We start from the raw sequence: 24,567 nt of genomic DNA, 5'->3' as shown, positions 1-24,567 counted from the left end.
AGCGAGAGGAGATTGATTTATGAATACTAATAATTTAGGAACAGTTAAGAATCTAAATATTGCAATTAGTTTAGCTACTGGTGATTATTTACTTTTTGATGGGGAGGTTATAAGCAATATTGTAAAGTGTTTTTGAGAATCAAATTATCTTGTATTGGCTGGATATGTAGCTTAGTATGATGAAGAATATAGGTTTATAGAAGAAAAAGAAATGTTTTTTCTATTTATTAATGTGACAAATATTAAATAAACTGTTTACTAATTATGGATAACATTATGATTAAGGGGAATGTAATTATTAGTGATAATTTTTAATGAGAGAAATAATAAGTTCTTTACTTTATCATATATACACAAATATACACAAAATATTTCATGAGTATGGATAAAAAATTAAACAGAGGTTGTGGAGATAAATAAAAATAATTGAGGGGCGATTTATGAATAGTAATAAAATTGCATTTATAAGTTTTGTATTAAATAAAAAACAGTATAAAAAATGTGTTTCAAATATTAATAATTTAGAAGTCCCTTTAGGATTCGAATTACAAGTAATTAGTATAAGCGATACTGATAGTTATGCGGAGGCATATAACAGAGGAGTAAAGCTAACAGATGCTAAATATAAGGTATTTCTTCATAGCAATACTTATATTGTAAATAAAAGTTTTATAGCTGATGTTTTGAATATTTTTATTGATAATAATAATATTGGTTTAATAGGTGTTGTTGGGGCAAAAAGATTGCCAGATAGTGGTTTATGGTGGGAGGATGTTGGAAAAGTAGGTGAAGTATGTATTTCCAGAAGTGGGTCTATTGAACTTTTAAAATTCAACAATATTATAGAAAAATATGATGTTGTTGAAGCAATTGATGGGCTTATAATGGTGACTCAAAATGATATACCATGGCGAGAGGATATATTTGATGGGTTACATTTTTATGATATTTCTGAGTGTATGGAATTTAAAAAAAGTGGATTAAAGATTGTAGTTCCAAGACAGGAAAAAACATGGTGTATACATGATTATGGCACTGAAGATAGTCTCGAAGAACAAGGGAAAAAATTTTTAAAAGAATATTCAATTATATCAAATAGAAACATTCGTGAATCTGAGGACTTATTCGACTTTAAAAGAGAAGATGCTATGAATGTGTTGGTTGAGAATAAAAAGATTTTAGAAAATTATGTTTTGTGGATGAAAAATAGTTTATTACTTGGTGATTATGAGAGTGCATCAAGAAATGCCTATGGTTTTGCAGAGAAGGCTTCATTGTATCATCCCGGTTTTTATATGTCTCCTGAAATAGAGAATATGCTTTTAGTATGTGCAAATAATTTACAACAGAATAATTATGTAATAAAGGATAAAAATATTGGAAAAAGAAAAGTGCTGCACGTTTTGAGTGAGGGTTACCCTACAGGAGGGCATACAAGATTATTAAGTAATTGGATAGAAGCAGATGCTGATTCCATTCATTCTTTAGTAACTACATGGCAAATAGAAACCACTCCACAATGGGTTTTAGAAAAGATTGAAAAGGCAGGAGGATGGACCTATTCTCTTGCAGATGTTGGTAATAAATATGTTGATAGGGCAGCAAAACTTAGAAAACTTGCATATGAATGGGCAGACATAGTGGTACTTCATATGCATATGATGGATCCAATTCCAGTAATGGCTTTTGGTGTAGAGGGGGGACCACCAATAATTTATATGAATCATGGTGATCATTGTTTCTGGCTTGGTGCGAGTATTGCCGATTTGGTGGTAGATATGAGAACTTCGGGCCAAGAACTGACTTTAAGCAGAAGGAGTTGTATTAACTCTTGTATATTACCAATACCACTGCAAACTAAAAAAACTTTTGATCGAAATATTATAAGGCAAAAATATAATATTGGAGAAAAGGAAACTGTTATTTTAACTATTGCATCAAATTATAAATTTAGAAGCATTAACGATAATAATTATATTAACATTTTAAAACAGGTAGTTGACAAGACAGATAATTGTAGAGCCTATATAATTGGGCCTACAGATGAAGGAAAATGGCATGATATAGGTGTTGAAACCAATGGAAAAATAAAAGCTTTAGGGTTATTAACAGAAATAGAAGATTTTTATAAAATAGCAGATGTTTATTTAGATTGTTTTATGATGGGAAGTATGACATCACTATTAGATGCAGCAATATATGGATTATATATAATAAAGTTTACAAATTATCATTGTCCTATTTTAACTGAATTTGATGAAGAGTTTAAAACATGTAGTTATAACAATATAAATGAAATTATACAGGAAATTAAGGAGATAAAAAACGGTAGCATAGAAACATACAATAAGTATACAGATATTAACAATAGCATAAGAAAAAATCATATATTGGATACTCAAGATAAAATTATCAATATATATAATATGGTAAATAATCATAAAGTAAATAAGGAACTTACGATAAAAAATGAGGTAGAAGATTATGACCTATTTTGGAGCCTTTTAATTAAAAATGGATATGTTTATTAAGTTAATTTAGCACGTATAATTAAGAATAAATATATCACTATTTGTTGTAAGGTAACATGTGTAGTAATGAGTGAGAAGATATTAATATGAGGGGTGTCAATGAATAATTGCCTAATTTGGGATACTGGTACTATTAAGGATAATGTAATAATAGAAGAATGTTAGTCTGCATAGTAATGTATTTGTTGGAGAAAAGTGTAATGAAAGATTATGTATGGATTTTCCAGCATATTATATTATCAAACGTTTAGTGAATTCGGAAACTAATCGCTAATTTAACAAAGGCTAAAGAAAAAGTGTTTTAAACCGTAGGTTCATTAGACTTGCTCATTTGTTGGTATTTAAAATGTAAATTGATAAAAATGAGCATAGTAAAGCTAACCTATAAAATGTATTTATATGAAAAAAGGTGGTAGTTATTTAAATTGAGCTACTTGTAAAGCTAATTTTTCTAAAATAGATATAAAGTTAAACTTTGAAACTTTAATTCTTGCATCCAAGTGAATATTAGTAGAATGCAAGGTAGTCCACCAAGACCAACGGTTTTTACCAAATTTCTTACGTGGCTTTTTCTTAAATGGATGAAGAGAGTTTTGCCGTTCTTGTTCAACGTCATAATTCTCAAGCCATAACCTAGTGATAAAATCATAATGACTACCTACACCAGGTATATTACTGGGTGAACCGCCTACGGCATAAGATAAAATTGGGGTAGCTTTGAGAAATTCTATCCACTTTGAAATGTTGCTAAAATGGAGTTCAGACGTTAAAATAAAAGAACGAGATATCTCGGGTTGTTGATTTGAAGGTTTGCCAGTAGTAGAAAAACGTGGTTTAAGTAGTGATTTAAGGATATCTAAATCCAGGATATAGAGTTTGCTCAAAGCTTTAGAATAAAACTCCACGGTAATTTTATTACTGATATAAAATGGTAACGTATTGTTAATAAGAAATAATTGATATTAGGCATGAGAACGCCAGATACCTAACTTAAAAAACACCTCACAATCTACTAGGTAATTAGTACCATATAAAATGGTTTTTAAATTTTACCAAATATGTCAAGTGTTTTTCAATTAAATATAATATTTTTTAAATTTTGTTCGAAATTCTGGGGGGAAAGCATAAAAGTTGTCCCTCTGGGACTGAGATATATAGGGGACTTAAGGGTTTCCGAATTCACTACTTATTAATAGGGGGGATTGAATGAATAATTGTATGATTTCAGATAGTGCAATAATTAAAGAGAATGTAATTATTGGTGATAACGTAATAATAGAAGAGAATTGTTATATAGATTATGGAGTAATAATAAGGGATAATGTTCATATAAAAAAAGGAAGTTATATTGGAGTCAGATGTATTCTTGGAGAATACTTAATGGATTTTTATGCTGACAGGTTGAATAAGGGACATCCTCTAGTTATTGGAGAAAATGCACTAATTAGGAGCGATACAATTGTATATGGTGAAACAATTGTAGGAAATAATTTTCAGACTGGTCATAGAGTAACTATAAGAGAAAGGTCAAGGATAGGTGATAACGTTAGAGTTGGAACTTTGTCTGATATACAAGAAGAGTGTAGTATAGGGAATTATGTTAGTCTGCATAGTAATGTATTTGTTGGAGAAAAAAGTGTAATAAAGGATTATGTATGGATTTTCCCACATGTTATATTAACTAATGATCCTACTCCACCATCACAAACATTGTTAGGAGTTACAGTAGAAGCTTATGCAGCAATTGCTGCTGGTAGTATAATTTTACCCGGAGTAAATATAGGTGAGGATTCATTAGTTGGAGCAGGCAGCGTTGTAAGTAAAAATGTAGAAAAAGAAACATTGGTAGTTGGTAATCCAGCAAAGAGGAATTCTACAATACAAAATATAAAAAATAGGCAGACTGGGGAGCAAGTTTATCCATGGAAATATACCTTTGCTAGGGGAATGCCTTGGGAGAAGTTGGGATATGAGCAATGGTTAAAAGGTGAGAATTTAAAATAATTTATTTATTTTTAAAATGTATTTAACACTAATATTTAGGAGAAACAACATGTATAATTGTTCATTGCTTAAATTTATAAATATAAATAGTAAATATGGTGATTTAACACCTATAGAGCAAATGGTGGATGTACCTTTTGATATAAAACGTATCTATTATATTACAAAAGTACCGCAAGGGATTGAAAGAGGTTTCCATGCACATAGAAAACTTCATCAAGTGCTCATATGTCTTAATGGTTCTGTGAAAATTAAGGTTAAAAACCCAAAAGAAGAGAGTGAATTTATATTAGACAATGCATCAGTTGGTCTGTATATTGGACCATATATATGGAGACAAATGTGTGATTTTAGTGAGGGTGCGGTTCTTTTAGTACTTGCATCGGATTATTATAATGAAAATGATTATATAAGGAATTTTGATTTTTATATGCAAGAGGCAGTTAAAAGATATTAGGGAGTGATTTTAGTGATGGTACCATTTTTAAACTTTGAACCAATGCATAGTGAAATAAGAGATGAGATTATAGAAGCGTTTAAAAGAGTATATGATAGAAATTGGTTTATATTAGGCCAGAGCGTAGAAGATTTTGAAAAGGATTTTTCAAAGTATTGTAATACTAATTATTGTATAAGTTGTGGGAATGGATTAGATGCACTTTGCCTTATATTGAGGGGCTATGACATAGGTAAGGGTGATGAGGTAATTGTACCATCTAATACTTATATAGCTACTGCTTTAGCAGTTTCGAGTGTCGGAGCCAAGGTAGTTTTAGTGGAGCCTGATATTAAAACATTTAATATAGATGTAAATAAAATTGAAGCAGCTATAACCGAAAGAACAAAAGCAGTTATTGCTGTTCATTTATATGGTAGGCCTGTAGAGGCTGATAAAGTGAGAGAGATATGTAAAAAATTTAATTTGAAATTTATCGAAGATGCAGCGCAAGCTCATGGAGCGATGTACAAGGACGAAAAAATAGGAAGTCTTGGCGATGCAGCTGGTTATAGTTTTTATCCAGGAAAAAATTTGGGAGCATTAGGTGACGGCGGAGCTATTCTCACCAATGACATTAATTTAGCACAAAAGGTTCAAGCATTAAGAAACTATGGTTCAGACATTAAATATCACAATGAATATAGGGGCGTCAATTCAAGACTTGATGAAATACAAGCAGAAATTTTAATAGTAAAGCTAAGGTATCTTTATAAATGGAACAATGATAGACAAAGAATCGCAAGGCTATATATTGAAAGAATAAATAATAGTAAATTAATTCTTCCAAATATAAATCTAGTTAAGGATTCAGTATGGCATGTATTTCCTGTGAGGACAGAGTATAGAAATGAATTACAGCAGTATTTGAAAGAGAAAGGAATAGGAACTTTAATTCATTATCCAATACCATTGCATCTTCAACAGGCTTATAAGGATTTAGGTTATAAGCTGGGTGATTTTCCAATAGCAGAAGAGATTTCAAATACTGTGTTAAGTTTACCAATGTGGTATGGAATGAGTGAGGAAGAAATTAATTATGTTATAGATGTTCTAAATCAGTGGTAAAGAGGTAGAAATTTGACAAAGGGTGCAGCAGTTAAGCTGGGTTAATATAATTAGCACCCTTTATATAATTCTAAGAGATTTTTGCCTATTAGGTTTGAATCATGATACTTTTCTACAAAAGTTCTACCATCCTCCCCTATTTTTTTTAGCATATCTTTATTTATAATTAAATATTCAAGAGTATCCTTTAAGGTATCCGGATTTGCTGAAATAATAGGTAATTCCTTAGGGTATTTATCCTTCATAGGATCACTAATAAAGGTTATGACTGTCTTACCCATTGCCATAGCCTCAATGGCGAGTAAACCATAAGATCCGATTCGCAATTGGTCGATTATTATATCTGCATCTTCGTATATTTTTATCGCCTCTGAATGAGACATTCCCTGTACTAATTTAAAATTAAAAGAATACTTATCCTTTAATGCTTCTATGACTTTAAGTACTGAATCAGTGCCCTTTATCTCTGGTGAGGTAGGAGCATGCACAATGCATAATTCATGATTAATTTTTTTGCTCTTTATGGTATAGTCTTTAATATCTATAGCTTGTTTTATTAAATACACATTTTTATAAAAGTTTTTGACATACTCATATAATTCAGCATCAGAAACTATGCAGTTATCAATATATTTCCCCAAAAACTCAAGTTTGTTTATTATTTCTTTTTCATCTGTAGCTTTTACCTTTACGTAAGGGTTGTATTTTGATGCTACAGAATAAAGCCTTACATCTGAGCCCCAATGTTGCATAAACATTTTTTTGTTTAAATTTTTTAGTATCGGCAAATCAGAATAATCCAAAGTAAGACTTGTTCCAAAATGAAAATGAAAGATATTATTTTCATTTATTAAATTTATAGCTAATTCTTTACTCAATCTGTCAGCCTCATTAATGTCTATCGAAAATAGATTTAGAGTATAATCTGATTTGTAATCTAAGTAACTAGGATAGTAATTAACAGATTTTGCTTCTATGTTGCATCCTTGTAATGCTTTTGTAATAGTATGCATTTGATTGGCAATTTCCATGGTTCCATGGATAACTTTTATATTCTCCATCATGACGTCTCCCTTTAAAAGATAGTAAAAAGTTATATAATTACATTTAACTCTTGTAATATAATATGTTCCTTTTTTAGGAATGTTCTTATTCAGGAAGAAGGTGTTATACGTTATTAAGATACTTTTAATATATTATTGACACAATAAAGCAAAAATTACATATATTATAGAGGGATGAGAAATCCCCAAAATCAGATCCAGGGAGATGTTTTGATTGGCAGTAAGTTTTGATACACCATCATCTAGTACTAATTATGACGTAGCAACTACAGGAACCGTTGCTGGGTGGTCTACCGCTCGTGTTATGGTTACACTCACAGTTAGTGGTACTAATGCGGCAAGAACTGCAACTCAACAAGTTTTTTATAGAGAAATGAATTATAATAATACAGCAACATCAACAGCATTAGCAATTTCAACTACAGTTCGTATGGCTATCTCACCTAAATTGCATGGTAATGAAACCGTAGCGACTGTTGTAAACTTTGGTTACTAAAATTAAAAATTAAAGATTAAAGATAAAGAAACATGGGGTCATTGATTCCATGTTTTGTTATTAAAAAGCTATAATATTAATCTATATGAGATAGAAAAAATGGGGCACAGAAGTGTACCTCACAATTTTTATTAAATCTATTTTTTTAGTATATCTAGTCCAACTGAATCATATATATCAAATTCCTTTATGGAACGTATTATTTCCTTTTTAGCGATATCTATATATCCATAATTATTATAAAGTTTCCCAAGGTAAAGAAGCGCAAAGTTATTATTTATTAAATTAAGCAAGTTTACGGCTATCTTTAATTCATCAAACTTATTGTTTATAAGCAGTATTTCACAAATCTCTAGTATAATAATAATATAATCTTTTTCATTTTCATCTTCAGATAACATAGCGGTTGGTTCATTTGTGAATAATTTTACTAACTCAGAATATACATTAAGTAGTTTTTTATTGTATTGGGATAAAGTGTTTTCTTTAAAACTACCTACTATGGATGATGCAAAATCATAGTTAGTGTTTAATATGCTACTTAAAGCCTTATACATTGATAGATGCACGTGAGTAGGAGAAGTTTCATCTATAGTATCTATATTAATGCATTCATCAAAGTCATTAGTTCTAACAAAACATTTAGCTTTTAACATTGTAAGATTTTCAGTAATAATGCCTGATTTTACGCATTTTTCAATATACTCTAATGATATTTTATAGAATCCTTCATTATAGAATATATCTGCAATAAGAGTATAAGAAGTCGGAAAATCTAAAAACAAACTTTCCATAATGCACTTAAATTCATCAATAGATGTGTGTTTTTCCTTTAATATATGACAAATGCAATAGAAAGGGTCTATAAAATTAGGGTTTGATTTTGTAGCTTCAATATAATAATCATATGCAGCATCATAATCATTAAGGCTCATATAGCTATTACCTAATTCATAATAAGCTTTGAAGCTTCCAGTCCCATGAAAAAACTTCAATTCAGAGGATGGTTCACCAAGTTCAATGCATTTTTTTAGGGCTTTTATTTGAAGTGTAGGTTTGCCTAAATCTTTATAGACAAGAGCTTTATAAAAATACAAGTCGGTAAACTTTGGATAATATCCACATGCAATATCTATAAAGCTTAGTGCTTCATTGTATTCTTGTATATTATAATTTGAAATAATTATTCGTAAAAGTAATATTGAACTGAATCCGGTATTAGGATCAAAATTTTCATAGGCTTTATAATAATATTTAAGAGCTTTTTTTACATCACCTAAAGATGTATACTCATTGCCTAGATTAAAGTAATTAAATTTATTAGTGGGCTCTTTTTTTATTTGTTCATTTAAAATGGTAATATTCCGATCTCTTTTGTTTTTAGAGATTATGCTTTTATTCAAATATCCATAATGATGTATTTTTATAGAACTACAGATTGTATCAGATTTACCTTGTACATATACTAACTGATTATGAATTCTTCCCTCATAGTGAATTCCACGGTTGTTTTTAAACATTCTTGGGTTTAAATTAACAGTGATACAATTGGTATCAACAATATCTCCATAGTAGCTTAATGTTTCAAAAAAATAAAGTGTATCTTCATTCAATTGGGTATTTAACAATACCTTAAAATTTTCTTTATAGTCATCATGTAATTCATCATCTGCATCTAATATTAATATCCAGTCTTTAGTAGCATATTTTAATGATTCATTTCTAGCTTCACTAAAATTATTATTCCACTTATAGTAATAAACTTTAGCACCATAACTTTTAGCAATTTCTATAGTTCTATCTGTAGATCCTGTGTCAACGATAATTATCTCATCAACAATATCTTTAATACTTTCAAGGCACCTAGGCAAGTAATTTTCTTCGTTTTTTACAATCATGCACAGACTTATTTCATTCATTGTATTTCCCCCTAATTATAACTATCCTTTATAAGATCCAGAAAGACTGATATTTTCAGTATCTCCTGGATTTTCTTGTGGAATAACCGCAATATCATAAAATTTGTCGATTGCAAGTGGAGTGCTACTTGCTGAATTATCATATTCATCAGTCACATAATAATTATCAATATGACCAGTACCAATTCTAGTTACTGATAAAGTTACAATTATTAAATATATTGAAAAAGGAGCTACTATGCCTTTAACTTCAACTTTTCTTATTGTTGGTACTGGAGGTACTGGTGGTATCGGAGGGTTTGGATAAGATGGGCAATTACAGGGACAAGGAGAATATATTACCTTCATAGGGTTTCTATTTTCATGTATTATAATAGTATTCTTAATTCTATAAACAACTTTTATAAATGGAGTTAGATATTTATCACTACATATTGCTGAACCAAAGGTTGTGATAAAATCATTGTTTTTTTTACACAGAATTATCCCCTTATTGGATAATGCATTCCTAAACCATAATGAAACAATCTTCGTGAGATTAGACGTAACTGATATTTTAGATGTTAGGGGATACAGACTGCCTTGAATAATATGGTTAACTTCAGGAGGATTATTGTAAGTGGTGAAAGTACTAAAGTAGTCAAACAATGGATATATATAAATGCATTTTTTGTTGTCATTATAGAAATTATCAGTTTTAAATAATACAAGTTCTGCATTGGATATTTCAGCATTACTTGGTACTTTCGAAATATCAAAAAATAAAAAGCTTGAATAAGTATATAATCCATCACTTCCTACAGTTATGTTTTTTTCATTAATATTTCCATTAGGAATTTTGGTTGTTACTGTAAGACTTTTAGTTGATGGTATTATAATACTTGTCATTTTAGCACATCCTTATACTTCATTAACATAACTTAACTTAACATATAATATTCTATTGATAGTATTTTGTGATTATTTTTATACATGTTTTATATCAGAATGAGTTAGTGTATGGTTTCAATCAATACTAAATGATTTAAGGAATATTCTATAATTGAGAGTAATAAAATATTATTAACAGAGATTCTAAGTTTGCATATTACAAATAATATAAACTTAGAATTATCTGAATATATTTTGAAGGGATTTTTAATAATTATGTCTAAGAAAATATTAATAACCGGTGGAACAGGATTTATAGGGAAAAACATAATAAATTCTATAAATAACGAAAACTATATTATAAATATTGGAAGAAATAAAAATTTAATGTGTGATAATATATTTTGGAATTTACAGGATAATTTAGATGATTTATTCATCGATAATGTAGATGTTATTATTCATTGTGCGTCAATAGTAGGCAATGATAATATAAACAAATCTGACTATATAGATATTAATGTAAAATCGACTTTGGAATTATTAGAATTTGGCGTAAGAAATAAAATAAAGAAATTTATTCTAGTATCAACTGGAGGTGTATATGGATTTAGAAAAAATATATTGGATGAAAATGATATTTGTAATGCAAAGGAAATATATTCATTAAGTAAATATTTTTCTGAAGAAATATGTGAATTATATAAAGGTAAATTATCTATTGTAATTTTAAGATTGTTTTTTCCGTATGGTGACGGACAAAAGGGTAGATTAATCGGTAACTTATTTAATGATATTTTAGAGAAAAATGAGATTATGTTGAACAAAAAGGGGCTGCCAATAATTAATCCAATTCATATTTTTGATGTTGTAAATATAATGGAAAATATTATTGAAAATGATTTGGAGGGGACATTTAATATTTGTGGTAATGAGTTTATTTCTATAGAAGAGATTTGTAGAAAAATTGCATTTATAATAAACGTTCATGAGCCTAAGTTTATATATTGTCACAATGATATAGATAATTTAATGGGAAGTGGTAAAAAAATATGTAGGTCATTGAATTATAATATGCAGATGAATTTAAATGAGGGACTTGAATTATTTTTCATGTCATTAAAGAAAGAAGGACAAATTTGAGATGAAGTACAAATTATGGAAAAGCGAAGGAGCAGGAATCCCAGACAAGACTAAGCTTAAAAAGTGTGGGGAAAATGTTATAATTGAGGATGGTGTGAGAATAATTTTTCCTGAAAATATTGAAATAGGCGATAATGTTTATGTAGGTCATGATACTATATTAAAAGGATATTACAACTCCATTCTAAAGATTGGGTCTAACACATGGATTGGTCAACAATGTTTTATTCATGGCGCAGCAGGTATTATTATTGGTAAAAATGTTGGGATTGGACCAATGGTAAAAATTCATGGAGCAAAGCATAAAGAAACAAAAGGTGATGCTTTAATTTTATTTTCAGAATTAGAATATTTACCAATAAATATAAAAGATAATTGTAATATTGGAATAGGAGCTGTAATTCTTCCTGGGGTAACAATTGGAGAGGGAAGTATAATAGGTGCAAATGCAGTAGTAAATCAAAATATACCAGCATTATCTATTGCAGTAGGTGTACCTGCAAAAGTAAAAAAAACAAGAGAATAAAAAATAATTATGTTAATTGTATGCACAAGGAAATATAGTATAGTAATGATTAACATTGCTATACTACATATAAAATAATCATGTGTATCAGGGCCAGGCTATTTTTCTAAATTCCTATACCATTCAATAGTTTTTGTTAAGCCTGAAGTTAAATCATACTTGGGACTATAATCTAATAAGTCTACAGCTTTGTCTATATTTGGTACTCTTAATTCAACATCTACATAATTTTTGGGAACATAAATAATTTCTGATTTAGAGCCCGCAATTTGCTTTATTAATTGTGCTAGCATTCCAATAGTTATAGTTCCTCTAGGATTTCCAATGTTAAAGGAATTACCTACCGCTTCTTCCTTCTCAAGACACAATGATATTCCATTAACAAAATCTTCAATATAACACCAGGATCTAATCTGATCACCATCACCATGTATTTGTATCTGTTCATTTCTAATTGCTCTCATTATAAATTGATGGACAGCACCTTCGCCAACTTGACCTGGACCATATATATTAAATGGTCTAATGGTAACAACCTTAAGGCCGTATTCTTTATAATAACTGTGTGTTAAATGCTCCGCTGCAAGTTTACTTACTGAATAAGTCCATCTAGCCTCACCAACGGGTGCCAGGTTTGTTGTACATTTCTCATCTACTTTATAGGCATAAGTACCAAAAACTTCACTTGTAGAGAAATCAATAAATTTATCTATATAGTTTGCATAGTCCTTTAATGCCTCTAAAATATTCGCAGTTCCTATCATATTAACTTTCATAGTGTTTACTGGATTTTTAATAACGGTTTCTATACCTGCTATTGCAGCAAGATGAATTATAACATTGGGTTTAAAATCATCTACAGCTTTTTTTAGAGAGAGATAATCTAAAATATCTCCTTTTATTAAATTTATATTTTTCTTACCTAGTAGTGATGTGTATTTAATAGAATTTCTTGTTAAATTATCATAAATTAAGATTTCGTTATTGTTTCGAAGCATTTCGATTATGCGAGAGCCAATAAAACCAGCGCCTCCAGTTAGAAATATTTTTTTGTTTTCCATTTAATTATCTCCCATTAGAGAATATGGTTAAGAAAATTTTTAATAATATATTCTCAATTAAATTTAAAGTATCAATGAGTTATACGGCAGTTCTTTTAAAATAATCTCTATTTTGTTGTACAGCTTGAGAATTAGGCTTATACTCAGCTGCTTTATCATTAAATTTTATGGAATTTTCTCTATCACCTAACCTATCATAGCAGACAGAGAGCTGTATATTGGGTATATATCCCCAAAAATCATGAGATATAAAGCCCCAGCTATTAACTGGTTTATCAAGATTTGCTGCGAGTTTATACCAAAAGATAGCTTTGTTATAATCTAAAGATTCAAAATAATAAGTTCCAATGTTACAACATATTTCAGCCCTTGGAGTATCATATTCAAAACTTCGAAGTAATATTTTAAGCATACTTTTTTTATCACCTATAATGTTATAACATTTAGAAAGATCAAAACATGAGCTTATATTATCTTCTACCCAGCCATGTTCAGTATCTAAAAATTCATTAAAATATTTTATTGCTTCTTCAATAAATCCATTTTGATATAACTCCCTAGAATAATAGAAAAGTCCTCTTGGTGTTAAGGGGGTTCCTTGTGCTAGTATTTTTTTGTAGATGGATATATTTCTACCTTGTACTGCTGCATGTTCTTTTCTATGTGTTATGCAGATGTCTGTATTTATAGTATTTCCTCCAATTAGTAAACATTCATGTACAGGCTCCATCCATTGACTATTATTTGACCTCTTTGATAAACGCTCTCTAAAATATGATAAGGTAACGGCTCCAGTTTCATCAAAGCCCACATTATACATCATCATTACATTATCAACATCTAGAGTTAAAGTTTGCTTAAGCTCTTTAAATTTCTTTATATCTTCTTCAAGAATCATATCATCAGCATCTAGCCAAAGAATATAATCCTTAGTTGCTTTAGAAAAAGCATTGTTTCTAGCCGCAGAAAAGTCATCAATCCACTGGAAATCAAATATTTTGTCTGTATATTCTAAAGCAATTTTTTTCGTATTATCTGTGGAACCAGTATCTACTATAATAATTTCGTCAACGATATCTTTAACACATTCTAGGCACCTACCTAAAACGTCCTCTTCATTTTTTACAATCATACATAAACTAATAGTTATCATATAAGCCTCCTAAAAAAATCTACAGTATATAATATGCTATGGTTTAAAATAGGAAACCTGTTTATAAAAAACAGTAATATAAGTTGTGTATTTTATAAATAGCAGGTACACTTTTTAACGCTAAGAATAGTATGTAATTGAGGTTTAATTCGTTGCACTAAGTGTTAGAGGAAGTGATAAAGTAATGATTGAAAGCAGAAAAACTTCAATAATAATTTTAACTTACAACAATCTTATTTATAACCACATATGTATTGATAGCATAAGGAAATATACTAAAGAAAACACTTATGAGATAATTGTAGTTGATAATAATTCTAGTGATGGAACGAGGGAATGGCTTAAAGAGCAAAAGGATATAAAAGTTATTTTAAATGATGAAAATGTAGGCTTCCCAAAGGGATGCAATATTGGAATAGCTGCATCGGACAAAGAAAATGATATTTTATTTTTAAATAATGATACTGTAGTTACTCCACGGTGGCTTGACAATCTTAAAATAGCTCTTTACAGTGATGAAAAATTTGGAGCAGCCGCATCTATAACTAATAATTGTTCTAATTATCAGTCTGTAATGGTGCCTTATATTGATGTTAAGGATATGATTCCATTTGCTGATGACAATAATATTTCAGACCCAAATAAATGGGAAGAGAAAACGAGACTTGTGGCATTTTGTATGATTGTAAAGAGAGATGTTCTCAATATAATTGGACATATGGATGAGAGATTTACACCAGGAAATTTCGAAGATGATGATCTATGCATGAGAATTATAGAAGCCGGATATAAGATGATACTTTGTAATGACAGCTTTATACATCATTTTGGTAGTTCATCGTTTAATAAAGATTCTACTAAATTTAACAATCTCCTAAAGGAAAATCGTAAAAAAATTGAGGATAAGTGGGGATTTAATCCTAATGTAGCCAGCACATTAAAATTTGACATAATAGAGCGTGTAAATGAGCCGAAAGGAAAAAGGCTAAATATTCTTGAGTTTGATTGTGGACTCGGAGCTACATTACTTAAGCTTAAATATATGTATCCTAATTCTGAGATATATGGAATTGAAACAAATGAGAGTCTGGCAAAATTAGGTGGGAAGGTTCTAGAGTTAATGGAGTCTGATTTTGAAGTAGATTATTGTATGAGGTTTAAAGAAGATAAGATAAATTTTTTTGATTATATTATACTTGGGAATAGACTTCAGTTAAGTAAAGATCCCTGGAGACTATTGAATGAAATAAAAAGATTTTTAAAACCAGGTGGATATGTAATTGCGACTATTCCTAACCTAATGCATCACTCAGTTATAAAAGAGTTATTAAAGGGAAGTTTTATGTACAATGAAAATTCTATTATAAATAGAAGTAATAATAAATTTTTTACATTACCAGACATATGCAAAATTTTCAATGAGTGCGGATATAGTAATCAATTTATATTTCATTATAGTAATGAATTAACACAAGAAGATAATAAGTTATTAAATAGTATTTGTAGCATTGTTGGGGAAGATTTGAGAGCATATTTCTTATCTTATGAGTACGTAGCTAAGTATCAGAAAAGTGTTTAGAAATATAGGTCTAGGAGATTGGCAATAATGTTGACAGTCTCTATTTTTGTGTAACTTATCCATGCGTATCCGAATGTGGTATATTGAATTATTTAGACCTATATGTAGAAATATAGAGTTAATCTTATTAGAATCTATTTATTTGAAAAGTTACCTTATATATTTATGATAGAATACTCCTTGTCGTCACATAGAAGTGGCACACTAAACTAACTGTTAATTACAATTTAATTTATTTTAAAGAAGTAGTTGACAAAACAAGAAAAACCTAGTATCATAGTAGAAGTCGTCACATGATGACAAAGCAAATTGGTCTTTGAAAATTAAACAGAGAAATAGGTAAAGAAATGAAATAATATTTTATTTTAACCAGTCAATTACTTTAGTAAAAGTAATATTTTAGTCGTAAGACTAAAAAGTATGTAATGAGCTTGCGTAACAACTTAACAGTTGTCGCAGATTAATTATTTCAACTAAAAAAGTGTAAACTTTTAAATTGAGAGTTTGATCCTGGCTCAGGACGAACGCTGGCGGCGTGCCTAACACATGCAAGTCGAGCGATGCGATCTTTCGGGATCAATTAGCGGCGGACGGGTGAGTAACACGTGGGTAACCTGCCTCAAAGAGGGGAATAGCCTCCCGAAAGGGAGATTAATACCGCATAATATGTTTTGATCGCATGATCTTAACATCAAAGGAATTTTTCGGAATTTCACTTTGAGATGGACCCGCGGCGCATTAGCTAGTTGGTGAGGTAAAGGCCCACCAAGGCAACGATGCGTAGCCGACCTGAGAGGGTGATCGGCCACATTGGAACTGAGACACGGTCCAGACTCCTACGGGAGGCAGCAGTGGGGAATATTGCGCAATGGGGGAAACCCTGACGCAGCAACGCCGCGTGAATGATGAAGGCCTTCGGGTTGTAAAGTTCTGTCTTCTGGGACGATAATGACGGTACCAGAGGAGGAAGCCACGGCTAACTACGTGCCAGCAGCCGCGGTAATACGTAGGTGGCAAGCGTTGTCCGGATTTACTGGGCGTAAAGGATGCGTAGGCGGACATTTAAGTCAGATGTGAAATACCCGAGCTTAACTTGGGTGCTGCATTTGAAACTGGGTGTCTAGAGTGCAGGAGAGGTAAGTGGAATTCCTAGTGTAGCGGTGAAATGCGTAGAGATTAGGAAGAACACCAGTGGCGAAGGCGACTTACTGGACTGTAACTGACGCTGAGGCATGAAAGCGTGGGGAGCAAACAGGATTAGATACCCTGGTAGTCCACGCCGTAAACGATGAATACTAGGTGTCGGGGGTCGAACCTCGGTGCCGCCGTTAACACATTAAGTATTCCGCCTGGGGAGTACGATCGCAAGATTAAAACTCAAAGGAATTGACGGGGGCCCGCACAAGCAGCGGAGCATGTGGTTTAATTCGAAGCAACGCGAAGAACCTTACCTAGACTTGACATCCCTTGCATAACTCAGAGATGAGTGAAGTCCTTCGGGACAAGGTGACAGGTGGTGCATGGTTGTCGTCAGCTCGTGTCGTGAGATGTTGGGTTAAGTCCCGCAACGAGCGCAACCCTTATCATTAGTTGCTACCATTAAGTTGAGCACTCTAGTGAGACTGCCCGGGTTAACCGGGAGGAAGGTGGGGATGACGTCAAATCATCATGCCCCTTATGTCTAGGGCTACACACGTGCTACAATGGTGAGTACAAAGAGATGCAAGACCGCAAGGTGGAGCCAAACTCAAAAACTCATCCCAGTTCGGATTGTAGGCTGCAACTCGCCTACATGAAGCCGGAGTTGCTAGTAATCGCGAATCAGCATGTCGCGGTGAATACGTTCCCGGGCCTTGTACACACCGCCCGTCACACCATGAGAGTTGGTAACACCCGAAGTCCGTGAGGTAACCGTAAGGAGCCAGCGGCCGAAGGTGGGATCGATGATTGGGGTGAAGTCGTAACAAGGTAGCCGTAGGAGAACCTGCGGCTGGATCACCTCCTTTCTAGGGAGTAGATGTATTGACTTCGGTCGATGCAATAGAAGAATTTAATTATTCTTCAAAATATCTATTGTAATTACTCGTTCCTATTTCTCTGTTTAATTTTGAGAGACTAATTATATTAACTCTTAGGAGTTAATTAATTGATAGTTTTTCTTAAAATGTTCTTTGAAAATTGCACAGTGTATAAAGTTATTTTAAAAAGATTTAGATCCACCTTGCGTATTGTAAAATACGAGTAAGTGGTTATAGGTTAATTTATTATGATTTCGCAAAATTAATATTAAGAAACAAAACGTTTATGTAAATAGACGCGTCTAGTAATAGACGAAATCATAGGTCAAGCTACAAAGGGCGCATGGCGAATGCCTTGGCACTAGGAGCCGAAGAAGGACGCGTTAAGCTGCGATAAGCTTTGGGTAGGCGCAAATAGCCTGTGATCCAAAGATTTCCGAATGGGGGAACCCACATAGTAACAACTATGTACTGCATACTGAATAAATAGGTATGCAGAGGTACACCCGGGGAACTGAAACATCTAAGTACCCGGAGGAAGAGAAAGAAATATCGATTTCCTAAGTAGCGGCGAGCGAAAGGGAATGAGCCCAAACCTAAGTCTTTGACTTAGGGGTTGAGGATAGATCATAAATACTGTAATTCTTTAATTGAAGATAGCTGGAAAGCTGCTCCGCAGAAGGTAATAGGCCTGTAAATGAAAAGGAAGAACAGTCAGATCTAATCCAGAGTACCACGAGACACGTGAAACCTTGTGGGAAGCTGGGAGGACCACCTCCCAAGGCTAAATACTACCTAGTGACCGATAGTGAAGAAGTACCGTGAGGGAAAGGTGAAAAGAACCCCGGAAGGGGAGTGAAATAGAACCTGAAACCGTGTGCCTACAACCGGTCGAAGCACTTTTTATGTGTGACGGCGTGCTTTTTGTAGAACGAGCCAACGAGTTACGATATGTAGCAAGGTTAAGTACTTAAGGTACGGAGCCGAAGGGAAACCGAGTCTGAATAGGGCGTTCTAGTTGCATGTCGTAGACCCGAAACCGGGTGACCTATCCATGGCCAGGATGAAGCGGAAGTAAAATTCCGTGGAGGTCCGAACCACGTTGGTGTTGAAAAACCATGGGATGAGCTGTGGATAGCGGAGAAATTCCAATCGAACTCGGAGATAGCTGGTTCTCCTCGAAATAGCTTTAGGGCTAGCGTCGATTAATTGAGTAATGGAGGTAGAGCACTGAATGGGCTAGGGGCTGACAACAGTTACTGAACCCTATCAAACTCCGAATGCCATATACTTTTATTTCGGCAGTCAGACTGCGAATGATAAGATCCGTAGTCAAAAGGGAAACAGCCCAGACCATCAGCTAAGGTCCCAAAGTGTAAGTTAAGTGGAAAAGGATGTGGGATTTCTAAGACAACTAGGATGTTGGCTCAGAAGCAGCCACTCATTCAAAGAGTGCGTAATAGCTCACTAGTCAAGAGATCCTGCGCCGAAGATGTCCGGGGCTAAAACTTACCACCGAAGCTATGGGTTTACACAATTGTGTAAGCGGTAGAGGAGCTTTCTGTACTGGCTGAAGTCATACCGTAAGGAGTGGTGGACGGTACAGAAGTGAGAATGTTGGCATGAGTAGCGAGAGTTAAGTGAGAATCTTAACGGTCGAAAACCTAAGGTTTCCTGAGGAAGGCTCGTCCTCTCAGGGTTAGTCGGGACCTAAGCCGAGGCCGAAAGGCGTAGGTGATGGACAATCGGTTGATATTCCGATACCACCAATGGACGTTATTAGAAATGGGATGACGCAGGAGGATAAGATGTGCACACTATTGGATGTGTGTCTAAGCATTTAGGCGGAGCAAGCAGGCAAATCCGTTTGCTCTTAACGCTGAGATGTAATGGGGAAGGCAATTTATTGCTGAAGTATCTGATTCCACGCTGCCAAGAAAAGTCTCTATCGAGGATATTGGTGCCCGTACCGCAAACCGACACAGGTAGGTGAGGAGAGAATCCTAAGACCATCGGAAGAATTACTGTTAAGGAACTCGGCAAATTGACCCCGTAACTTCGGGAGAAGGGGTGCCTACGTAAGTAGGTCGCAGAGAATAGGCCCAAGCAACTGTTTAGCAAAAACACAGGTCTCTGCTAAAGCGAAAGCTGATGTATAGGGGCTGACGCCTGCCCGGTGCTGGAAGGTTAAGGGGATTAGTTAGCTGAGAGCTTGCTCTCGGCGAGGCTATGAACTTAAGCCCCAGTAAACGGCGGCCGTAACTATAACGGTCCTAAGGTAGCGAAATTCCTTGTCGGGTAAGTTCCGACCCGCACGAATGGCGTAATGATTTGGGCACTGTCTCAACAGTACATCCGGCGAAATTGTAGTTCCAGTGAAGATGCTGGATACCCGCGATTGGACGGAAAGACCCCGTAGAGCTTTACTGTAGCTTAGCATTGAATTTCGGTATTGTCTGTACAGGATAGGTGGGAGACTACGATACATGGGCGTCAGCCTGTGTGGAGTCATCCTTGGGATACCACCCTGACAGTACTGAGGTTCTAACTGGAGGCCATGAATCTGGTCACAGGACATTGTTAGGTGGGCAGTTTGACTGGGGCGGTCGCCTCCGAAAGAGTAACGGAGGCGCCCAAAGGTTCCCTCAGCGCGGTTGGAAATCGCGCGAAGAGTGCAAAGGCAGAAGGGAGCCTGACTGCGACACTTACAAGTGGAGCAGGGACGAAAGTCGGGCTTAGTGATCCGGTGGTACCTCGTGGGAGGGCCATCGCTCAACGGATAAAAGCTACCTCGGGGATAACAGGCTGATCTCCCCCAAGAGTCCACATCGACGGGGAGGTTTGGCACCTCGATGTCGGCTCGTCGCATCCTGGGGCTGAAGTAGGTCCCAAGGGTTGGGCTGTTCGCCCATTAAAGCGGCACGCGAGCTGGGTTCAGAACGTCGTGAGACAGTTCGGTCCCTATCCGTCGCGGGCGTAGGAAATTTGAAGGGAGCTGTCCTTAGTACGAGAGGACCGGGATGGACAAACCTCTGGTGCACCAGTTGTCACGCCAGTGGCATCGCTGGGTAGCTATGTTTGGAAGGGATAAACGCTGAAAGCATCTAAGCGTGAAGCCCACCCTAAGATGAGATTTCCCATTGTCCACACGTAAGTGTGGTGCAAGTAAGACTCCTGGAAGACCACCAGGTTGATAGGTTAGAGGTGTAAGCATGGTAACATGTTCAGCTGACTAATACTAATAAGTCGAGGGCTTGACCAAGATAACATAAGTAACAATTAATATTAATAATGCGATAATACTGTGCAATTTTGAGAGAATATTTATATTCTCATCTGGTGATTATGGCCTGAAGGTAACACCCGTTCCCATACCGAACACGAAGGTTAAGCTTCAATGCGCCGATGGTACTGCAGGGGTGACCTTGTGGAAGAGTAGGTTGTCGCCAGGTTATAAAAAAACACTAAGTTTACTTAGTGTTTTTATTTTGTTCAAGTTTAAATAAAACTTAATTTTAAAGAATATTTGTATTTTCATCTGGTGATTATGGCCTGAAGGTAACATTCGTTCCCATACTGAACAAGTCGGTTAAGCTTCAATGCAAACATGGTACTTCAGGGGTGACCTTTTGGAAGAGTAGGTTGTCGTTAGGTTACAAAAAAACACTAAGTTTACTTGGTGTTTTTGTTTTGTTAATATTATAAGAAAATACTTTCAGTAATATCTTTTTAAATTTATATAAATATTGAATTGAAAATCTTTACTAATACTATATATTTTTGATATACTTATATTAAAATATATAAGTAATAAAGATTATGTAGCTGAAATAAAGTTTTAAATGAATATAATGAAAAAGGAGATAGATTGCTATGAAGACAATACGTTGGGGAATCATTGGATGTGGAGATGTTACTGAGGTTAAAAGTGGTCCAGGATTTCAACTGGCAAAAAATTCACAATTGGTAGCTGTTATGAGGCGTAATGGCGAACTTGCAAAGGATTATGCGACTCGCCACAATGTGCCAAAGTGGTATGATAATGCAGAAGAATTAATAAATGACCCTGATGTTGATGTTGTTTATATAGCTACGCCACCTGCATTTCATAAAGAATATACATTAAAATGTGCAGAGGCTGGAAAGCCAGTTTATGTTGAAAAACCTATGGCTCGCAATTTTGAAGAATGCACTGATATGATACAGGCGTGTGAGAATGCTGGAGTCCCATTATTTGTTGCATATTACAGGAGGGCTTTAGATCGTTTTAATAAGGTTAAAGAATTAATTGATTCAGGTGAAATTGGAGAAATACGTTTCGTTACAGTTGTATTATATAAAAAAGCATTAAAAATAGATTCAAAGTCTGGTGAATTTCCGTGGAGAGTTATTCCTGAGATTTCAGGAGGAGGAGAGTTTATGGACCTTGCTTCTCATACATTAGATGTTTTAGATTATATCTTGGGACCAATTAAGGAAGCCTGCGGTTATGCTGATAATCAAGCCAAATTATATGAGGCGGAAGATATTGTGACAGCTTCACTAGCATTTGAGTCTGGTGTCAAGGGAACAGGGACTTGGTGTTTCTCAAGTTTTTCTAATTATGATATGAATGAGATTGTTGGAAGTTTAGGGAAGATATCTTTTTCAACTTTTGAAGAGGAACCGGTTTTATTGACAACGATTGGCGGCACTACTTCATTTAATATTAAAAAACCCGTACATATTCAGACGCAATTAATTCAAAGTATCGTAAACGAAATTAACGGTTTGGATGTATGCAAAAGTACAGGAATTAGTGGTGCACGAACAAACAAAATTATGGATCAAATTTTAAGAAGTTATAGATTAAATAAAAAGTAGAATATTAGCAATAATTAGAGTACCTTATAAAAACATAATAAAGGGAGTTTGAGTGTAATACTCAAACTCCTTTTATTATGTTAGCTTTTTCTATTAATAGCACTAAATAAAGCATTTAGTGAAGCTGTATCAATATTTGCAGAAACACCAACTCCAAAATACCTTTTGTCATTGTATTCTATTTGTATATAAGTGGCAGCTTTTGAATTTGAGCCACTACCTAGAGCATGTTCATCATAAGATATAAAGTTATAGCCATTAATATTTGATTTATGTAGCGCATTAAAGAATGCATCTACTGGACCATTACCTACACCGGAAATATTCATTTCTTTCCCGTTTACTGAAATTAGAGCCTTAATATTTACTATATTTTCATCTGTTTCAACATTTTGTACTGATTGAATGGTATAGTTTTTCAATAAATTTGGACTTTTTAAGTTTAAGTATTCCTCTTCAAATAAATCATAAATTTGATTTCCTAATAGTTCTGTACCAAGTAGGTCGGTCTTATTTTTCACGAGATTGCCAAAGTCAGCCTGCATAGCCTTAGGTAATATAAAACCAAATTCATTTTCCATTATAAATGCAGCTCCGCCTTTACCGGATTGACTGTTAATACGAATAACTTCCTCGTAATCTCGTCCCACATCATGTGGGTCAATTGGAAGATATGGAACATCCCAATAATTATTATTCTCATCTTTAAGGGCCTTAAGTCCTTTTTTGATTGCGTCTTGGTGTGATCCAGAAAATGCTGTGTATACAAGTTTACCAGCATATGGATGACGCTCATGTACCTTCATCCTTGTGCATAATTCATATATGTCTACAATCTCATAAAGATTTGAAAAATCTAATTTAGGATCTATTCCTTGAACATGCATATTTAAAGCCATAGTCATAAGATCAAGATTTCCAGTTCGTTCACCATTCCCAAACAGTGTACCCTCAATTCTGTCAGCCCCTGCAAGAATTCCAAGCTCGGAAGCCGCAGTACAAGTACCCCTATCATTATGAGTATGAAGACTTATAATAATGTTTTCTCTCATTTTAACATTCCTGCAGAACCATTCAATTTGATCTGCATAAATATTAGGAGTGGCCATTTCGACTGTTGATGGTAAGTTCAAAATAACCTTCTTTGATGATGTTGGCTTCCAGACGTCCAATATAGCTTCACAAATTTGAAGCGAGTATTCAAGCTCAGTTCCAGTAAAACTTTCAGGAGAATATTCAAAAGAAAAATCTGTTTCTGGGTATTTATCTTTGTATTTCATTAGAAGTTTTGCACCAGTTACTCCAATATCAATAATTTCTTGTTTACTTTTGTGAAAAACAACTCTTCGCTGTAAAACTGAAGTTGAATTATAAAGATGCACAATTGCTTTTTTTGCTCCTTTGAGGGCTTCAAAGGTTTTCTTGATTAAATGTTCTCTTGATTGAGTTAAAACTTGAATAGTTACATCTTCTGGAATAAGATCATCTTCTATAAGTGTTCTTAAAAATTGATATTCAGTATTTGAGGCGGAAGGGAAACCTACTTCTATTTCTTTAAAACCAATAGCTACAAGAAGTTTAAATAATTTAACTTTCTCATCAACGTTCATTGGAATAGGAAGAGATTGATTGCCATCTCTTAAATCAACGCTACACCAAATTGGAGCCTTTTCAATTAGTTTATTAGGCCACTGACGATCCTTAATATTTATACCACCATAGGGTTTATATTTTTTATATGACAATTTAAACATCTCCCTTTAGAATATTAAAATA

Annotated in this window: 17 protein-coding genes and 4 rRNA genes; 14 read left to right on the top strand and 7 right to left on the bottom strand. The window is 33.7% G+C overall.

Features of this window, described 5'->3' with window-relative positions; translation table 11 throughout:
- Positions 1-19 precede the first annotated feature (19 nt).
- Both A7L45_RS23955 and A7L45_RS17100 read left to right on the top strand, forming a co-directional pair.
- Positions 20-136, top strand: a complete 117-nt coding sequence (locus tag A7L45_RS23955) for a glycosyltransferase (protein WP_224616882.1) — start codon at positions 20-22, stop codon at positions 134-136.
- 304 nt (positions 137-440) lie between these two features.
- The gene (locus A7L45_RS17100) at positions 441-2,531 is read left to right on the top strand and encodes a glycosyltransferase family protein (RefSeq protein ID WP_071613910.1); all 2,091 of its coding nucleotides are present in this window, start codon (positions 441-443) and stop codon (positions 2,529-2,531) included.
- Between the two features lie 416 nt (positions 2,532-2,947).
- Here A7L45_RS17100 and A7L45_RS17095 read toward each other — a convergent pair whose 3' ends face one another.
- On the bottom strand, positions 2,948-3,436 hold the full coding sequence (locus A7L45_RS17095; RefSeq protein WP_170288113.1) for a hypothetical protein: 489 nt from the start codon (positions 3,434-3,436) through the stop codon (positions 2,948-2,950).
- Positions 3,437-3,737: 301 nt separating this feature from the next.
- Here A7L45_RS17095 and A7L45_RS17090 point away from each other — a divergent pair, with 301 nt between their 5' ends.
- The 3 genes from A7L45_RS17090 to A7L45_RS17080 are packed head-to-tail and all read left to right on the top strand — an operon-like array spanning position 3,738 to position 6,099.
- On the top strand, positions 3,738-4,535 hold the full coding sequence (locus tag A7L45_RS17090; RefSeq protein WP_084647499.1) for an N-acetyltransferase: 798 nt from the start codon (positions 3,738-3,740) through the stop codon (positions 4,533-4,535).
- 49 nt (positions 4,536-4,584) lie between these two features.
- Positions 4,585-4,992 (top strand): sugar 3,4-ketoisomerase, encoded by a 408-nt coding sequence (locus tag A7L45_RS17085; protein WP_071613908.1) that lies wholly within the window; start codon positions 4,585-4,587, stop codon positions 4,990-4,992.
- A 12-nt stretch (positions 4,993-5,004) separates the two neighbouring features.
- Positions 5,005-6,099 (top strand): DegT/DnrJ/EryC1/StrS family aminotransferase, encoded by a 1,095-nt coding sequence (locus A7L45_RS17080; RefSeq protein ID WP_071613907.1) that lies wholly within the window; start codon positions 5,005-5,007, stop codon positions 6,097-6,099.
- Positions 6,100-6,149: 50 nt separating this feature from the next.
- Here A7L45_RS17080 and A7L45_RS17075 read toward each other — a convergent pair whose 3' ends face one another.
- A complete protein-coding gene (locus A7L45_RS17075) occupies positions 6,150-7,160 on the bottom strand; it encodes a glycosyltransferase (protein WP_224616883.1) in 1,011 nt (336 codons plus the stop codon).
- Positions 7,161-7,377: 217 nt separating this feature from the next.
- Between A7L45_RS17075 and A7L45_RS17070 the strand changes: the two genes are divergently transcribed.
- Entirely contained in the window at positions 7,378-7,659 is a 282-nt protein-coding gene (locus A7L45_RS17070; RefSeq protein ID WP_071613906.1) for a hypothetical protein, read from the top strand.
- Positions 7,660-7,796: 137 nt separating this feature from the next.
- On the opposite strand, the gene A7L45_RS17065 is transcribed toward A7L45_RS17070, so the two are convergent.
- The gene (locus A7L45_RS17065; RefSeq protein WP_071613905.1) at positions 7,797-9,578 is read right to left on the bottom strand and encodes a tetratricopeptide repeat-containing glycosyltransferase family 2 protein; all 1,782 of its coding nucleotides are present in this window, start codon (positions 9,576-9,578) and stop codon (positions 7,797-7,799) included.
- 21 nt (positions 9,579-9,599) lie between these two features.
- Positions 9,600-10,466: a DNRLRE domain-containing protein gene (locus A7L45_RS17060; RefSeq protein ID WP_071613904.1), complete on the bottom strand. Its 867-nt coding sequence runs from the start codon at positions 10,464-10,466 to the stop codon at positions 9,600-9,602.
- Between the two features lie 258 nt (positions 10,467-10,724).
- Between A7L45_RS17060 and A7L45_RS17055 the strand changes: the two genes are divergently transcribed.
- Complete coding sequence (locus tag A7L45_RS17055; RefSeq protein WP_071615026.1) at positions 10,725-11,591, top strand: NAD-dependent epimerase/dehydratase family protein; 867 nt, start codon at positions 10,725-10,727, stop codon at positions 11,589-11,591.
- A 1-nt stretch (position 11,592) separates the two neighbouring features.
- The gene (locus A7L45_RS17050; RefSeq protein ID WP_071613903.1) at positions 11,593-12,117 is read left to right on the top strand and encodes an acyltransferase; all 525 of its coding nucleotides are present in this window, start codon (positions 11,593-11,595) and stop codon (positions 12,115-12,117) included.
- Between the two features lie 98 nt (positions 12,118-12,215).
- Here A7L45_RS17050 and A7L45_RS17045 read toward each other — a convergent pair whose 3' ends face one another.
- Positions 12,216-13,178, bottom strand: coding sequence for an NAD-dependent epimerase/dehydratase family protein (locus A7L45_RS17045; protein ID WP_071613902.1), 963 nt, complete (start codon positions 13,176-13,178; stop codon positions 12,216-12,218).
- A gap of 79 nt (positions 13,179-13,257) precedes the next feature.
- Entirely contained in the window at positions 13,258-14,331 is a 1,074-nt protein-coding gene (locus A7L45_RS17040; protein ID WP_071613901.1) for a tetratricopeptide repeat-containing glycosyltransferase family 2 protein, read from the bottom strand.
- A 184-nt stretch (positions 14,332-14,515) separates the two neighbouring features.
- Between A7L45_RS17040 and A7L45_RS17035 the strand changes: the two genes are divergently transcribed.
- From A7L45_RS17035 to A7L45_RS17010, 6 genes are all read left to right on the top strand, one after another.
- Positions 14,516-15,910, top strand: a complete 1,395-nt coding sequence (locus A7L45_RS17035) for a glycosyltransferase (protein ID WP_071613900.1) — start codon at positions 14,516-14,518, stop codon at positions 15,908-15,910.
- A 492-nt stretch (positions 15,911-16,402) separates the two neighbouring features.
- Positions 16,403-17,916: ribosomal RNA gene (locus A7L45_RS17030) — 16S ribosomal RNA — on the top strand.
- Between the two features lie 335 nt (positions 17,917-18,251).
- Positions 18,252-21,190: ribosomal RNA gene (locus A7L45_RS17025) — 23S ribosomal RNA — on the top strand.
- 73 nt (positions 21,191-21,263) lie between these two features.
- Positions 21,264-21,380: ribosomal RNA gene (rrf, locus tag A7L45_RS17020) — 5S ribosomal RNA — on the top strand.
- A gap of 85 nt (positions 21,381-21,465) precedes the next feature.
- Positions 21,466-21,582: ribosomal RNA gene (gene rrf / locus A7L45_RS17015) — 5S ribosomal RNA — on the top strand.
- Together the 16S, 23S and 5S rRNA genes form the textbook arrangement of a ribosomal RNA operon.
- A gap of 219 nt (positions 21,583-21,801) precedes the next feature.
- The gene (locus A7L45_RS17010) at positions 21,802-22,791 is read left to right on the top strand and encodes a Gfo/Idh/MocA family protein (protein WP_071613899.1); all 990 of its coding nucleotides are present in this window, start codon (positions 21,802-21,804) and stop codon (positions 22,789-22,791) included.
- Between the two features lie 80 nt (positions 22,792-22,871).
- On the opposite strand, the gene leuA is transcribed toward A7L45_RS17010, so the two are convergent.
- On the bottom strand, positions 22,872-24,536 hold the full coding sequence (gene leuA / locus A7L45_RS17005) for a 2-isopropylmalate synthase (RefSeq protein WP_071613898.1): 1,665 nt from the start codon (positions 24,534-24,536) through the stop codon (positions 22,872-22,874).
- Positions 24,537-24,567 lie beyond the last annotated feature (31 nt).

The sequence above is a fragment of the Clostridium estertheticum subsp. estertheticum genome, assembly GCF_001877035.1.
Lineage (GTDB): Bacteria > Bacillota > Clostridia > Clostridiales > Clostridiaceae > Clostridium_AD > Clostridium_AD estertheticum.
The sequence above is the reverse complement of the archived record's forward strand: the minus strand, read 5'-3'. Positions and strand labels throughout refer to the sequence as shown.